The sequence below is a fragment of the Blautia sp. HA3515 genome, assembly GCF_059933065.1.
In genome coordinates this window covers 21,279-35,870 of the sequence record NZ_JAYFUY010000078.1, presented here as the reverse complement: position 1 = coordinate 35,870, position 14,592 = coordinate 21,279, and the positions used below count along the sequence as shown (strand labels likewise).

Here is a 14,592-nt window from a genome sequence, read left to right as displayed (position 1 = left end):
CAGGCAGCCACAGTATCTGTACCCAGCTTATTAACATATACCTGGATGATCAAATTTGATACATTATACATGGTAGATTCAAGAGCTGCCGGTATTCCAATCCTGAGAATTGCTTTCAGATAACGGCTGTGAAAGCGGATCCTGGATGGGATCAGCCGGTAGCTTTCTTTCGTTTTCAGCAGCATTGCCACCACAATAACCGCACTGATCGCCTGAGAGATCACCGTCGCAGCAGCCACACCAAGAACGCCCAGGCCGAATCCGATCACAAGAAGAAGATCCAAGATAATATTTACAGTACATGTAATTATCAGTACATACAGAGGACGTTTGGAATCTCCTACTGCACCAGGAGGATTCCTGCTCCCATATTATATAGAAGGTTAAAAAGCATGCCTATAAAATAAATATGCAGATATAATACAGAATCTTCCAGCACATCTGCTGGTGTATCCATGATCTGCAGCATCCATCTGGAGCCGGCATAGCCAATCACTCCCAGCACAATGCTTCCAATGGTAGAAAATGCGAATGCTGTGTGAAGAGTTTTCTCCAGGCTGCCATCATCCTTAGCCCCGTAAAACTGTGCGATGATCACAGACGCACCGGAAGACAGGCCTACGAACAGACCTACTGCCAGATTCACGATCACAGTGGTGGATCCACCCACTGCAGCCAGTGCCTGTTTTCCAACAAAGCGGCCCACTACAATAGTATCTGCCGTATTATAGATCTGCTGAAAAAATGTACCGAAAACAATTGGAAAGAAAAATAAAAGCAGCTGTTTCCAGATCACGCCTTCTGTGATCTGATTCACTGCGGTTTTTGCCTCTTTTTTCATATTTACCCCCTTTTTACCCCAAAACAAGGGGCTGCAACATTAACACCAGCCACGAATACTTCTTATCCATGTCCGCTGTTAATGCCACAGCCCCTTGAATCATTTCTGCAGTGTTGAATTAGTCTTCAACCTTAATGATCTCTTTTTTGTTATAGCTTCCACAAGCCTTGCAAACTCTGTGCGGCATCATCAGAGCACCACATTTGCTGCATTTTACAAGATTCGGAGCGCTCATTTTCCAGTTTGCTCTTCTCTTATCACGTCTTGCTTTGGAAGATTTATTCTTTGGGCAGATGGACATTGGTTACACCTCCTTAAATTTACTGAATATATCACTGATAGCTGCCATGCGGGGATCCTTAGGCTCATCCACACATCCGCAGGGACCGTCATTAAGGTTTTTCCCACATTGGCTGCAGATACCTTTGCAATCCTCTCTGCATAAAACCTTTAAGGGCCAGCCCATCAGTACCTCAAGATAGACCAATTGGTCCACATCCAGGTCCATACCTGTTAGATAGCTGCTCTCATCCAGATCATTTATCCGTTCTTCTTCCGTAAGCTTCATATCCAGCTTTCTCTGGATCTGAAAAGGAATATCTACCGAAACTTCCTCCAGACATCTGTCACATGGAATCGACACTGTGATCTGTCCATGTCCTGTCAGTTCCAGAATCCGGTCTCCGGTATTGGTAATACAAAGCTCTACCGGTTCCTTCGCCAGAACAGGATATGTACCTGTCTGAAAAGAAATCCAATCCATCTCAAAAAGGAACGGACTGCTGTATGCACTTACCTTCACTGGACGAAATATCCGATAAATGAATCCGCATAATTATCTCCTGATCACACTCAATCAATTATACATTTGGCTTTGTATTTTGTCAACGTATAAATTGCGGCTTTTTATGAAAAAAATGTTGCTTTTTATGAAATTTGCTGTAACAGTCATAAAAATGGGGATCTGCCCAAGGCACATCCCCATTTATTCTCAAGAATGCTGCATGGAATTATTTAACAAGAGCAACTGTATCACGGCAGATTGCCAGTTCTTCGTTAGTAGGAATAACTGCAACCTTAACAGCAGAATCAGCAGCAGAAATCACTACTTCTTCTCCCATAGCCTCGTTTGCTTTTGCATCCAGCTTAATGCCAAGGAATCCAAGATATGAGCATACCTTTTCACGGATCATGCCTACATTCTCACCAATACCTGCAGTAAATACGATAGCATCTACACCATTCATAGCTGCCACATAGCCGCCTACAAACTTAGCAATACCATAGCAAAGAACCTCAATAGCATTCTTAGCATCTTCGTTGCCTTCTGCAGCTGCAGATCTCAGGTCACGCATATCACTGGATACACCGGACATACCCTGAAGACCGGATTTCTTATTCAGCACATTCATAACGCCTGCAAGATCCAGGTTCTCTTTCTTTGCAATGTACTCAACGATAGCCGGATCAATGTTACCGGAACGTGTACCCATTACTACACCTTCAAGAGGGGTAAGACCCATAGTTGTATCCACACATTTGCCATTCTGTACAGCACTGATGGAAGAACCATTGCCCAGGTGGCAGACGATCACTTTGGAATTGTCCTTGTCAAGGCCAAGGAACTCAACCGCACGTTTGGATACAAAGCTGTGGGATGTACCGTGGAAGCCGTATCTTCTTACTTTATATTTCTTGTAGTATTCAATAGGAAGTCCGTACAGATATGCTTTTGCAGGCATTGTCTGATGGAAAGCAGTATCAAATACACCTACCTGCGGAACTCCAGGCATAAGCTCTGCGCATACGCGGATACCGATCAGGTTTGCAGGATTGTGAAGAGGTGCCAGATCATTGCACTCCTCAACAGCTGCGATCATTTCATCTGTGATGATTGCAGAGGAAGCAAATTTCTCACCGCCATGGACAATACGATGTCCGATAGCTCCAACCTCTTTCAGACTGGAAATAGCACCTGTCTTGTCATTTGTCAGTGCATCCAGTACCATCTGGATAGCCTCTTTGTGGGTAGGCATGGAAGCCTCTGTGATCTCTTTGTCATTGCCAGCTTTCTGGTAAACAAGTCTTCCGTCAATACCGATCCTCTCGCAAAGACCTTTTGCAAGGACTGCCTCTGTCTCAGAATCGATCAGCTGATACTTCAGGGAAGAACTTCCGCAGTTAATTACCAATACATTCATTTTTCTACTCTCCTTAATTAATATGAGTTACTGTTCACACCGTTCACAGTAATTAATATGGTAACTGTATCATATATTCACTGTACTAAGTATGTACTTAATAATAGGTTGCAGGAACGGATGGATCAGTCCTGAGCCTGGCACTGAACAGATGTGATAGCTACTACACCAACGATATCATCTGCAGAGCATCCTCTGGAAAGGTCATTTACAGGCTCAGCAATACCCTGTGTGATAGGTCCGTATGCTTCAGCCTTTGCAAGACGCTGAGCCAGTTTGTAACCAATATTTCCTGCATCAAGATCCGGGAAGATCAATACATTTGCTTTACCAGCAACCGGGCTGCCAGGAGCTTTGGAAGCGCCAACGCTTGGAACGATAGCTGCATCAAGCTGGAACTCTCCGTCAAGTGCAAGCTCTGGATACTGCTCTTTGGCAATCTTTGTAGCTTCAACAACCTTGTCAACATCTGCGTGTACTTTTTGCACTGCCCTTTGTGGAATGGGAAAGCATTGCAACAATAGGCTCTTCCTGAACGAGAAGCTTAAAGGACTCAGCTGAAGATCCAGCGATCGCTGCCAGTTCTTCCGGATTCGGGTTCTGGTTCAGTCCGGAATCTCCGAATACAAATGCACCCTTTGCGCCATATTCGCAATCCGGAACAATGATCAGGAAGAATGCGGATACAAGCTTTGTGCCTCGTTTTGTCTTAAGGATCTGCAGACATGGTCTGAGTGTGTCAGCTGTAGAATGACATGCACCGGATACCATACCATCTGCATCGCCCATCTTTACCATCATAACACCATAGTACAGATACTGGTTCAGAAGGATCTCCTTTGCCTGCTCAGGAGTCATTCCCTTCTTCTGTCTTAACTCTACTAATTTGTCAATATATCCCTGTGTCTTCTCAGAAGTCTCAGGATCAACGATCTGTGCACCGGAGATATCAAAGCCGCCTTCTGCTGCGCTCTTTTTAACCTTCTCCTCATTACCGATAAGAATCAGCTTTGCAATACCCCTCTTTCAGGACCTTGTCAGCAGCTTCCAGAGTTCTCATATCCTCTGTCTCAGGAAGTACGATTGTTTTTACGTTTGCTTTTGCTCTGTTTTTGATTACATCAATAAATCCCATAATAATTCATTAGCTCCTTTCATAAGTGTTGGCCCGACGGAAATTCATTTTCTCAGGCCATACCTGTAATATATTATAAACCTCCCGGTCTTGTATTTCAAGCATTTCGATGGTAGAATGTGCCATATAATCGTATTTTATGAGGTACAATTTCATGAAAACTGTAGGTATCATTGCCGAATACAATCCTTTTCACACAGGCCATAAATATCAGCTTGATCAAATCCGCCAGATGCTTCATGCGGATTATATTGTGATCGCCATGAGCGGAGATTTTGTGCAGCGGGGCACTCCTGCCCTTTTCCCAAAGCATTTACGTACCAGGATGGCTTTATCCTGCGGCGCAGACCTGGTGGTGGAGCTGCCGTTTCTGTTTCCACAGCCAGTGCCGAAGGCTTTGCAAAGGGAGCTGTACGCCTGCTCTTCGGCCTTGGCGTAACAGACGTTCTCTGCTTTGGCAGTGAATCCACAGATACACAGCTTCTTATGGAGCTTGCACGGATCCTGCTCAAGGAACCAGAGCCATACAGACAGCTTCTTACAGAGAGCCTGAAAGAAGGGCTTTCCTTTCCTGCTGCCAGAAGCAATGCCCTTACCCTTTATACTCATAATCCTCAGCTTGCCGCCTTGCTTTCCAAGCCTAATACCATCCTGGGGCTTGAATACTGTAAGGCAATTCTCTCCCTGAAAAGCCCCATCCAGCCTTATGCCCTGAAAAGAGAAGGCAGCGGCTACCATGACACTGATCTGTCAGATACTTTTCCTTCTGCTTCCGGTATACGCACCCAACTTTTTAAGGAGCCTTTGGCTTGTTTTCAGGATCAGATTCCATCGCCTGCCTTTTCTGTTTTTAAAAAGGCAATTGAGGAAGGGCTGTATTTAACAGAAAGTGACCTGGATCCTCTTTACAGATATCGTCTTCTCCTGGAAACACCAGATTCTCTTCAGCAGTATCTGGATATGAACGAAGATCTTGCAAGGCGGATCTGTACCTGTGCCTGGGAATATAGCACATTTACTGAATTTGCATCAAAGGTTAAAACGAAGAATATAACCCAGACCCGCATTCAGCGTGCACTGCTTCATGCCCTGCTTCAGATCCGGCACACCCCCAGCGATTTTCATTATGCACACATTCTTGGTTTTCGTAAGGCCAGCAGCAGCCTTTTATCCCAAATAAAAAAAAGAGGCTCCATGCCTCTTCTGTCAAAAGCAGCAGATGCAGCTTTGCTGCTTCCCCCTGCAGATAATGCTCTGTTTCAGGAGACTGTTTTTGCTTCCAATCTGTATCAGACCATGCTTTCACAAAAAACCGGCCAGCCATTCATTCACGAATACAGCCAGCCGGTGGTCATTTTATAATGATTTAATGTAACTATTTGGCAGGAAATGTGCACATACTAACTGGTTACGATTTAATTATCTTTTCCAGAAAGCAGGATCCTGTCATTGTCAAGTTCTTTTCCTGCTCCAGCATTGAATTTTTCCAGAAGGCCGGCAACTGTCAGGCCTTCTCTTTCTTTTCCGCTGATATCCAGCACGATCCTGCCGCTGTCCATCATCAGCGTACGATTGCCCAGTTCCAGGGCTGAATACATATTGTGCGTGATCATCAGACAGGTAAGATGGTTCTCTTCCACCACCCTTTTTGTCATTGCCAGCACCTTAGCCGCAGTACCCGGATCCAGTGCTGCTGTATGCTCATCAAGAAGCAGCAGCTTGGGTGGATTCATGGTATCCATCAGAAGACTTAAAGCCTGCCTCTGTCCTCCGGAAAGAAGTCCTACCGGCTGTGACATTCGGTTCTCAAGCCCAATATCCAGAAGTGCCAGCTGTTCCCTGAACCTTTCCTTGTCTGCTTTGGATACATGAGAAAGCCATCCGCCTCTGCCAGCTGCCAGTGCAAGATTCTCCTCAATGGTCATTCCCAGGTGCAGTCCCCCTCATAGGATCCTGATACAGCCGTCCGATACTTTTGGAACGGATATGCTGTGGCACAAAGGTAATATCCTGTCCATCCAGGACAATCGATCCTGAATCCGTAAGAAAATCCCCACAGATTGCATTAAACAATGTGGATTTTCCGGCTCCGTTGGAACCGATGATCGTAGCAAAATCACCTGGTTTCAAAGAAAGAGACAGATCACTTAAGGCCTTTTTTTCATTTACAGTTCCCGGATTAAAGGTTTTGGAAACATGGTTTAATTCCAGCATCTGTCAGATACCTCCCTTCTTGTGTGTCATCCTTCTTCGTATCTGCGGCCACTGTTTCTTCAGATATGGGCCAGAGATTGCAAGGACTACGATCACAGAGGAAACCAGTTTCAGCATAAATGCAGGCATATTCAGTCTAAGTGCAATGGTATATACAAGTCTGAAAATGAAAGCACCTAAAACCATTCCAACAGCCCGAAGTAAAATACCTCCCTTGCCCAGGATGGTTCCCCCGATCAGAAGGGATGCCAGGGCAATGGTCACCATACCCTGACCAATATTAATATCTACAGACTTCTGCGACTGAGCCAGCAAGCATCCGGAAAGTGCTGTAAAGGAATTGGCCACACAAAGCCCTACGATGGTTGTAAATACCGGATTAATAGAAGAAGATTTAACCATATCCGGATTGTTTCCGGTAGCCCGGATCGCAAGACCAAGTCTTGTTTTCAGGAAAAATACAAGGAACGCAACCACGACCACTACTGCGATCAATGCGATCAGGATCTCTGTCCTTCCCTGGAGAGGTGTACCTTTCAGTGCATCCTTCATCATCGTAAATACGGTAGTGGTCCTGTTCATATTCAAAAGGGAGGAGCCTCCCATCATTGCAATGTTCACAGAATACAGTCCTGTATTCACAATGATCCCGGCAAGAAGACTGTCCACACCCATTTTCGTCTGCAGGATCGCAGTTACAAAACCGGAGCCTACACCTGCAGCCATAGCTGCAGGAATGGATAAAAACGGGTGTCCGCTGATCGCTACGGTTGCCCCTACTGCTGCTCCAAGTGTAAAACAGCCATCAGTTGACAAGTCACATACGTTCAGCATGGAATAGCTGAGAAACAGTGCCAGAACTGTAAGGGAACAAATAAGTCCCAGCTTTAATGCAGTCTCTCCCAGTGTTAGAATGGTTGCGATATTCACAATAAATTCCTCCGATCAATCAGCATTCAGCTCGTCAAAGCTTTCAGCAGTTGTGATTTCTTTAATCTGTGTGCAGTGTGGCTCAAAAGCCGCCTTAACCTTTTCAAGGTCCAGTCCAAGGCCCTCACATGTCTCTGTATTGATGGTTGCTGTACCATTATCAAAAGTTTTAACAGGTGTAGCAGCCGGATCTGCGCCATCCAGAAGGATCTGGCTTACCATGTCTGCTGTTTCCTGTCCAAGATTCGCATAATCAACGCCATATCCCATGAAAGCTCCGTTTAACGCAAAGGAATCAGCTCCTGTATACTGAGGGATTCCTGCTTCCATAAATTTTTCATAAATTGAAAGCTCTGCTGTCATAATAGTATTGTCTGTAGGTGTAAATACCGCATCCACACCATCTGCTACCAATGCATCTGCTGCCAGCTGTACCTCATCTGTTGTGGTACCTGTACGCTCTACAACTTCAATATCTTTCTCCTCCAGGAAAGCTTTTGCTTCCTCAATGGCTGCTGCAGAGGAATCCTGTCCTACATCATATAAAAGACCTACTTTTTTCACATCCGGATTCACAGCAAGGATCAGATTCATCACAGATGCTGTGTCAAGATAATCTGAAGTACCTGTAATATTTGCTCCCGGCTCTTCCAGGGATTCCACCAGTCCTGCACCTACAGGATCTGTAACTGCGGAAAATACAACCGGTGTATCTGTGCCTTCTGTCATAGACTGCATACGCATTGCAACAGGTGTAGCTACACCAACCATTAAGTCTACGCCATCTGCCTGAAAATCAGAAATGATCTGCTCCATAACATTTGCATCTGCATTACAGTTTTCATAAGAAATATCAAAATTTACGCCTTTTTCTTTACCAATCTCTTCCAGTTTTGTCTGAAGATTATCTACGATCTGATTCAGGGATGCATCATCCACATAATTACAGATACCGATCTTGAAGTCATCTGCCATTACAGTTGCTGTCATCATTGCTGTTGCTGCCATTGCTGCCATTACACATACCATCATCTTTTTTTTCATTTTCGTTCTCCTTTCTTGATCCGCTGAACCTGTCTTAGTGTTTTGACACCTACGACTTATGAGCAAGCTCATGTGGATTTAGACCTTTTGACCCTGGTGTCAAAAAAACCGTCCCAAGACAACATATCTGCTGTTCTTGAGACGGTAATAATGTTCTTATTATCGCGGTACCACTCAAATTGATCTTTGATCCACTTTTGCATGTACTATCATACACTCCTGATTGATAACGGGTCCGGTTCCCGTCGGCTCCTACTCTACTGTAAATGATTTCGGGCCGCCCTCAAAAGGCCATTCAGCAAACCGCTCCATGCAGGCTTCCACCAATACCTGCTCTCTGTAATGTTACATGAATGCTTACTACTCTTTCTCGTTGGTTTAACTGTTGTTACTTTAACACACTAATTCTCGAATGTCAACACATTTTTTATGATACCAGGGATTGTGGTTTAATTTTTGAAGCTATGGATAGGAGCCGGGATCCTGCCGCCTCTTTCCACAAATGCATCACAGGAGAATGGGTTCACCGGCATGATCGGTGCATAGCCTAACAGACCGCCGAACTCAACTGTCTCTCCTACCCCTTTTCCGATCACTGGGATCAGACGAACGGCTGTTGTTTTCTGATTGACCATACCAATGGCAGCTTCATCTGCAATGATACCGGAAATAGTAGAGGCTTTAGTATCCCCTGGTACTGCGATCATATCAAGGCCTACAGAGCATACACAAGTCATAGCTTCCAGCTTCTCGATGGAAAGAGCGCCTGCATTCACCGCATCGATCATACCCTGGTCCTCACTTACAGGGATAAAAGCACCGCTTAAGCCGCCTACTGCTGTGGAAGCCATAACCCCGCCTTTTTTTACCTGGTCATTCAGAAGCGCCAACGCTGCAGTCGTACCTGGTGCGCCTGCACGCTCCAGGCCGATCTCCTCCAGGATCTCAGCCACACTGTCTCCAATGGCCGGTGTGGGGGCAAGGGAAAGGTCTACAATGCCAAAAGGCACACCAAGACGTCTGGAAGCTTCCCTTGCTACCAGCTGTCCTACACGGGTTACTTTAAATGCAGTACGTTTGATCATCTCACAAAGAGTTTCAAAATCTGCACCACGCACCTTTGTAAGAGCGGTCTTTACAACACCTGGACCGCTGACACCTACATTAATAATACTATCTGCTTCTGTAACGCCATGGAAAGCTCCGGCCATAAACGGATTGTCATCCGGTGCATTACAAAATACAACCAGCTTGGCACAGCCCAGGGAATCCTGATCCTTTGTTTCTTTTGCAGTCTCAACCACCATTTCTCCCATAAGCTTTACCGCATCCATATTGATACCTGTCTTTGTGGAACCTACATTTACAGAGCTGCATACACGCTCTGTGCAGGCAAGTGCTTTGGGAATGGAACGGATGAGAAGCTCCTCTGCAGGTGTCATGCCCTTGCTTACAAGAGCTGTATATCCACCGATAAAATTCACACCAACTGTTTTGGCAGCACGATCCAGTGTTTTGGCAATGGATACAAAATCCTCTGTTGTTTTGCAGGCAGCACTTCCGATCAGGCCGATGGGTGTAACGGAAATCCTTTTATTAACAATGGGAATCCCAAACTCTGCAGAAATCTGTTCTCCGGTAGATACAAGGTTCTCTGCTTTCTTTGTGATCTTATTGTAGATCTTCTCATTTAATTTATCCAGGTCACTGTCAATGCAGTCCAAAAGGCTGATACCCAGGGTAATGGTACGCACATCCAGATTTTCCTGCTCTATCATTTTATTTGTCTCATTTACTTCAAAAATGTTGATCATATTCTTCTCCTTGCTTCCAGGTCTGCTTCCGCTGTTCTTTTGTTGCCGCTGCTTTACTTTCTGCAGTCTTTTCTAAAATCCATATCAGATACGGTGCATCACGTTGAAAATATCTTCATGCTGGCAATGGATCACTACGCCGATCTCATCGCCCAGAGCTGAAAGCCCGTCAGCAAGAGCGCCTGTATCCTTCTTGGAAGCGCTGGTGTCAGTTACCATCATCATGTTAAAATATCCCTGTACGATGGTCTGGGAAATATCAAGAATATTTACCTGATTATCAGCCAGGTAAGTACATACTTTCGCAATAATCCCTACAGTGTCATTTCCTACTACAGTAATAATTGTCTTTTTCATCGTATTATCCTTTCTATATGTAAAATTTAAATAATAACCGGTTGGGATAAGCAGTCCCTCCTGGCAACCTGAATCCTGAAATCACCGGAACGGTATGGATTATCCCCCAGTGTTACTTCTGAGCACACAGTTTCATATGCCAGCTGTTCATAATTATTCTCTTTACTAAGATGTCCTAAAAATACAGCCTTCAGATTGTCATGGAGAAGTCTGCACAAAAGCCTTCCTGCATTTTCATTGGAAAGATGCCCCCGATCTCCCAGTATCCTTTGTTTCAGATAATATGGGTATTTCCCCACCTGGAGCATGCGGATATCATGGTTTGCTTCCAGGAGTAAGGCATCCAGTCCCTGAAGATGCTCCACAATATAATCATTATATTTTCCAAGGTCAGTTGCAATCCCTACAGAACTGCTGCCATGTTCAAGCCGGAAGCCAACCGGTTGTGCCGCATCATGTGGGATGGTAAATGCATTTACTTTCAGATCCTTTATCTGAAACGGTTCATCCTCCCGGATCTCCTGGATCAGTCCCTGGGGCAGCTGGCCAAGTCCTTTCGACCTGCTGATGGCATCTGCAGTACCTCCTGTTGTGTAAATGGGAATCTGATATTTTCTTGAGATCACGCCAAGACCGCCTATATGGTCAGAATGCTCATGAGTGATCAAGATCCCATCAATATCTTTCCCTGTAAGATCAAGTTCATTCAGACCCTTCTCGATCCGTCTGCCGCTGATCCCTGCATCTATCAGAAGATGTGTCTCCTGGGTGCCTACGTAAATACAGTTTCCGCTGCTTCCGCTGGCAATACTACAAAACCGCATGTTTCTCTATCCTCTCCCTGATCTGGGCATAAGTTCTGTCCAGATCATTATTATTTTCAATCACATAATCTGTATGGGCACGAAAATACTCCGGGGTTGCCTGACTGGCAATGATCCCTTCCGCTTTTTCCCTTGTATAACCTCTGCTCTCTTCCAGACGACGAATCCTGATCTTTGGATCTGTATGGATATACCAAACCTCATCGCAAAAATCCTGATAATGTTCTTCCAGAAGAAGGGCTGCCTCCACCACACAAAGCCTGCATCCACTTTCCTGAAGTTCCCGGATCCTGCGGCAAATGTACCGTTTTACTGCCGGATGGATTACAGTCTCCAATTTTTTCAGAAGGTGCGGCTGTTCAAATACTACATCCGATACCCTCTTTCGGTCAATAGTTTTATCCTCTTTTATGATCTCTTTTCCGAAAATACCTATTACATCCTCATAACATTCTTCTCCTGGTTCCATTACCAGATGGCCTACCTGATCTGCCTGTATGACGACTGCACCGTATTCTTTTTCCAGAAAAGCAAGCACAGTGCTTTTTCCTGCACCTACCCCTCCTGTGATCCCGATTATCTTCATTTATTTCGCCTCGTACCAACTGCTTCCTTCATGCATATCTACTTCCAGTTCTACCTGAAGGCTGGCTGCACCTTTCATCTCTTCTTCCAGGATCTTGGCTACCTGCGTAAGTTCTTCTTTCCTTGTCTCGATCAGAAGCTCGTCATGCACCTGCAGAACAAGCCTGGATTTTTTGCCTTCTGCTTTCAGACGCTTGTATACCCGATTCATGGCAATCTTAATAATATCTGCTGCAGTTCCCTGGATAGGAGAATTCATAGCCACCCTCTCTCCAAAAGAACGCTGCATAAAATTACTGGACTTTAATTCCGGCACAGGACGCCGTCTGCCATACATGGTGCTGGCATAGCCTTTCTCCCTGGCAGTCTCCACCAGATCATCCAGAAACTCCTTGATCTTTGGATAGGTTTCAAAATATTTCTGAATATAATCTGCTGCTTCTTTTCTGGTAATACTTAAGTCCTGACTCAGTCCAAAGGAACTGATGCCGTAAACAATACCAAAATTCACTGCCTTTGCATTTCTTCGCTGAAGAGGTGTCACCTGATCAAAAGGCACATGAAACACCTGGGACGCAGTCAACCTGTGAATATCCTGTGCCTCCTGATATGCCTGGATCAGAGTCTGATCACCGGACATATGGGCCAGAACACGAAGCTCAATCTGGGAATAATCCGCATCCAGGAATACACAGCCTTCTTCAGGTACAAAAACCTTACGGATCAGTCGTCCAAGCTCCATACGTACCGGGATATTCTGAAGATTAGGCTCTGTACTGCTGATCCTGCCAGTTGCAGTGATGGTCTGGTTAAAGGTAGAATGGATCCTGCCGTCTTTCTCGATCACACCTGCAAGACCATCTGCATATGTGGACTTCAGCTTTGCCAGCTGCCTATATTCCAGGATATCTTTAACAATGGGCTGCTGCTGGGCCAGCTTCTCCAGCACATCTGCTGCTGTGGAATAACCGGTTTTCGTCTTCTTACCGCCTTTGATCCCCATTTTCTCAAAAAGGATCACACCCAGCTGCTTAGGCGAATTAATATTGAATTCCTCTCCTGCCTGCTGGTAAATAGCCTGTTCCAGTTCATGGATCCTGACTGCCAGTCTGTCTCCGTAGGCTTTTAATTCTTCTCCCTTTACCTGGATCCCTGTTTTCTCCATAGAATCAAGGGTAAAAATAAGAGGCAGCTCGATCTGGGTATATACCTTCCACATTCCTGTTTCTTCCAATGCCTGCTTTAAAGGCTCCATACAGGAAAGCACAGTTTCTGCTGTATAGCAGGCATAGGAGGAAAGCCCTTCCTGTTCCTCCTCCCAGGCCTTTCTAAAGGATGCCTTTCCAAGAAGTTCTTCCCTGGAGGGTATCATCTTCCCTCCTTCATACTCCCTTGCCAGATCCTCGCAAGTATAGGAGGATTTCAGCGGATTCAGAAGGTAAGCCGCCACACCCGCATCAAAAACCTGGTGTTCTTCTTCCAGGTTCACATGCTTTAGCATCGCTTTTATGTCTATAGCGCAGATCCTGGTATTTAAAGCAAGATCTGCGATCTTTCCGCATAAATAGGGGCCTGTAATAAGATTAGCCACGGGAATATAATAAATCTCCTGTTCAGTGATGGCAAGTCCCAGTCCGTAAACCCCTTCCCTGTCAGATAAAAGAGCTGTTCCTACAGCCTTTTGCTTCCCTGCTTTTTCAAAAAGGGCTTCACATCCGGACAGATCCTCACAGGTAAAAAATTCTTTTACTTCTGTAAGCTCCTGGGACATTGTCTGATCAAACCTGGACAACAGGTTCTTAAAATCAAGCCTTTTACAAAGTGCAAATGCTTCTTTTGTATACAGATCGCCCAGTCTGGCTTCATCATAGGAGAAATCCACAGGACTTTCTGTATTAATGGTTGCAAGTGTTTTGGACAGCTGAGCCAGGTCATAATGCTCCCGCAAAGATTCTCTGGCCTTATTTGGCTTGATCTCTTCCACATGCTGATAAGCATTCTCAATGGAACCGTATTCAACGATCAGCTTGGTGGCAGTCTTTTCGCCCACGCCAGGAATCCCTGGGATATTGTCTGCCGAATCTCCCATTAATGCTTTCAGTTCAATGATCTGTGCAGGTGTTACCTGATACTTTTCTATTACCTGCTGAGCACGATAATCCTCTATGGTAGTCTTGCCACGTACAGTCTTAGGAAGACGGATCATCACTTTTTCGGTTGCCAGCTGAAGCAGATCCCTGTCACCGGACAGAATGGTTACATCCATACCCTTTGCTTCACTTTGTCTTGCAAGAGTTCCTAACAGATCGTCTGCTTCATATCCTTCTTTGGACACGATCTCCACGCCCATTGCCTGCAGCATCTCCTTGATCAGTGGAACCTGTTCACGCAGTTCCTGCGGCATAGGCTTACGTGTACCTTTATATGCTTCATATATCTTATGCCGAAAGGTCGGTGCATGCAGATCGAATGCTACCGTCAGATACTTCGGCTTCTCTTCTTCCAGGATTCTTAAAATAATATTCAGGAAACCATAGACAGCTCCTGTATGCAGCCCTTCTGAATTGGTCAGATCCGGAAGACCGTAAAATGCCCTGTTCAGAATACTGTGCCCATCTATCAGCAATATTTTTTCACTCATCTGTCT

9 protein-coding genes, 5 pseudogenes and 1 other annotated feature are annotated in these 14,592 nt (G+C 45.2%); of the genes and pseudogenes, 1 reads left to right on the top strand and 13 read right to left on the bottom strand.

The features are described 5' to 3' along the window. From R1Y93_RS07065 to pta, 5 genes and pseudogenes are all read right to left on the bottom strand, one after another. A pseudogene (locus R1Y93_RS07065) lies at nucleotides 1–841 on the bottom strand (MATE family efflux transporter); the annotation flags it as partial. 118 nt (nucleotides 842–959) lie between these two features. Then, nucleotides 960–1,142, bottom strand: a complete 183-nt coding sequence (gene rpmF / locus R1Y93_RS07060) for a 50S ribosomal protein L32 (RefSeq protein WP_118509587.1) — start codon at nucleotides 1,140–1,142, stop codon at nucleotides 960–962. Nucleotides 1,143–1,145: 3 nt separating this feature from the next. Next, nucleotides 1,146–1,674, bottom strand: a pseudogene (locus tag R1Y93_RS07055) (YceD family protein). Nucleotides 1,675–1,851: 177 nt separating this feature from the next. Beyond that, nucleotides 1,852–3,042: an acetate/propionate family kinase gene (locus R1Y93_RS07050; protein WP_500822242.1), complete on the bottom strand. Its 1,191-nt coding sequence runs from the start codon at nucleotides 3,040–3,042 to the stop codon at nucleotides 1,852–1,854. Between the two features lie 125 nt (nucleotides 3,043–3,167). Continuing rightward, nucleotides 3,168–4,177: pseudogene (gene pta, locus R1Y93_RS07045) on the bottom strand (phosphate acetyltransferase). Between the two features lie 139 nt (nucleotides 4,178–4,316). Between pta and R1Y93_RS07040 the strand changes: the two are divergent. After that, nucleotides 4,317–5,539 (top strand): annotated as a pseudogene (locus R1Y93_RS07040) (nucleotidyltransferase). 53 nt (nucleotides 5,540–5,592) lie between these two features. On the opposite strand, the pseudogene R1Y93_RS07035 reads toward R1Y93_RS07040, so the two are convergent. The 8 genes and pseudogenes from R1Y93_RS07035 to polA form a co-directional block, all read right to left on the bottom strand. After that, nucleotides 5,593–6,391 (bottom strand): annotated as a pseudogene (locus tag R1Y93_RS07035) (ABC transporter ATP-binding protein). Nucleotides 6,392–6,394: 3 nt separating this feature from the next. Continuing rightward, nucleotides 6,395–7,321, bottom strand: a complete 927-nt coding sequence (locus R1Y93_RS07030) for an ABC transporter permease (RefSeq protein ID WP_500822241.1) — start codon at nucleotides 7,319–7,321, stop codon at nucleotides 6,395–6,397. A gap of 15 nt (nucleotides 7,322–7,336) precedes the next feature. Continuing rightward, entirely contained in the window at nucleotides 7,337–8,365 is a 1,029-nt protein-coding gene (locus tag R1Y93_RS07025; protein WP_500822240.1) for an ABC transporter substrate-binding protein, read from the bottom strand. Between the two features lie 134 nt (nucleotides 8,366–8,499). Next, nucleotides 8,500–8,748 (bottom strand) — a binding site (T-box leader). Between the two features lie 66 nt (nucleotides 8,749–8,814). Beyond that, on the bottom strand, nucleotides 8,815–10,179 hold the full coding sequence (locus tag R1Y93_RS07020) for a PFL family protein (RefSeq protein WP_500822239.1): 1,365 nt from the start codon (nucleotides 10,177–10,179) through the stop codon (nucleotides 8,815–8,817). A gap of 84 nt (nucleotides 10,180–10,263) precedes the next feature. Then, on the bottom strand, nucleotides 10,264–10,536 hold the full coding sequence (locus R1Y93_RS07015; RefSeq protein ID WP_158421624.1) for an ACT domain-containing protein: 273 nt from the start codon (nucleotides 10,534–10,536) through the stop codon (nucleotides 10,264–10,266). A gap of 26 nt (nucleotides 10,537–10,562) precedes the next feature. Continuing rightward, nucleotides 10,563–11,360, bottom strand: a complete 798-nt coding sequence (locus R1Y93_RS07010; RefSeq protein ID WP_173726737.1) for an MBL fold metallo-hydrolase — start codon at nucleotides 11,358–11,360, stop codon at nucleotides 10,563–10,565. After that, nucleotides 11,347–11,946: a dephospho-CoA kinase gene (coaE, locus tag R1Y93_RS07005; protein WP_500822238.1), complete on the bottom strand. Its 600-nt coding sequence runs from the start codon at nucleotides 11,944–11,946 to the stop codon at nucleotides 11,347–11,349. The genes R1Y93_RS07010 and coaE overlap by 14 nt, the downstream gene beginning before the upstream one ends. Further along, nucleotides 11,947–14,586, bottom strand: a complete 2,640-nt coding sequence (gene polA, locus R1Y93_RS07000; protein WP_500822237.1) for a DNA polymerase I — start codon at nucleotides 14,584–14,586, stop codon at nucleotides 11,947–11,949. Between the last annotated feature and the right edge of the window lie 6 nt (nucleotides 14,587–14,592).

Excerpts from the sequence above, each read along its gene's own strand:
- R1Y93_RS07050 (WP_500822242.1), bottom strand. The coding sequence starts at position 3,042 with ATGAATGTATTGGTAATTAACTGCGGAAGTTCTTCCCTGAAGTATCAG.
- coaE (WP_500822238.1), bottom strand. The coding sequence starts at position 11,946 with ATGAAGATAATCGGGATCACAGGAGGGGTAGGTGCAGGAAAAAGCACT.
- R1Y93_RS07010 (WP_173726737.1), bottom strand. The coding sequence starts at position 11,360 with ATGCGGTTTTGTAGTATTGCCAGCGGAAGCAGCGGAAACTGTATTTAC.
- R1Y93_RS07025 (WP_500822240.1), bottom strand. The coding sequence starts at position 8,365 with ATGAAAAAAAAGATGATGGTATGTGTAATGGCAGCAATGGCAGCAACA.
- rpmF (WP_118509587.1), bottom strand. The coding sequence starts at position 1,142 with ATGTCCATCTGCCCAAAGAATAAATCTTCCAAAGCAAGACGTGATAAG.
- polA (WP_500822237.1), bottom strand. The coding sequence starts at position 14,586 with ATGAGTGAAAAAATATTGCTGATAGATGGGCACAGTATTCTGAACAGG.
- R1Y93_RS07015 (WP_158421624.1), bottom strand. The coding sequence starts at position 10,536 with ATGAAAAAGACAATTATTACTGTAGTAGGAAATGACACTGTAGGGATT.
- R1Y93_RS07020 (WP_500822239.1), bottom strand. The coding sequence starts at position 10,179 with ATGATCAACATTTTTGAAGTAAATGAGACAAATAAAATGATAGAGCAG.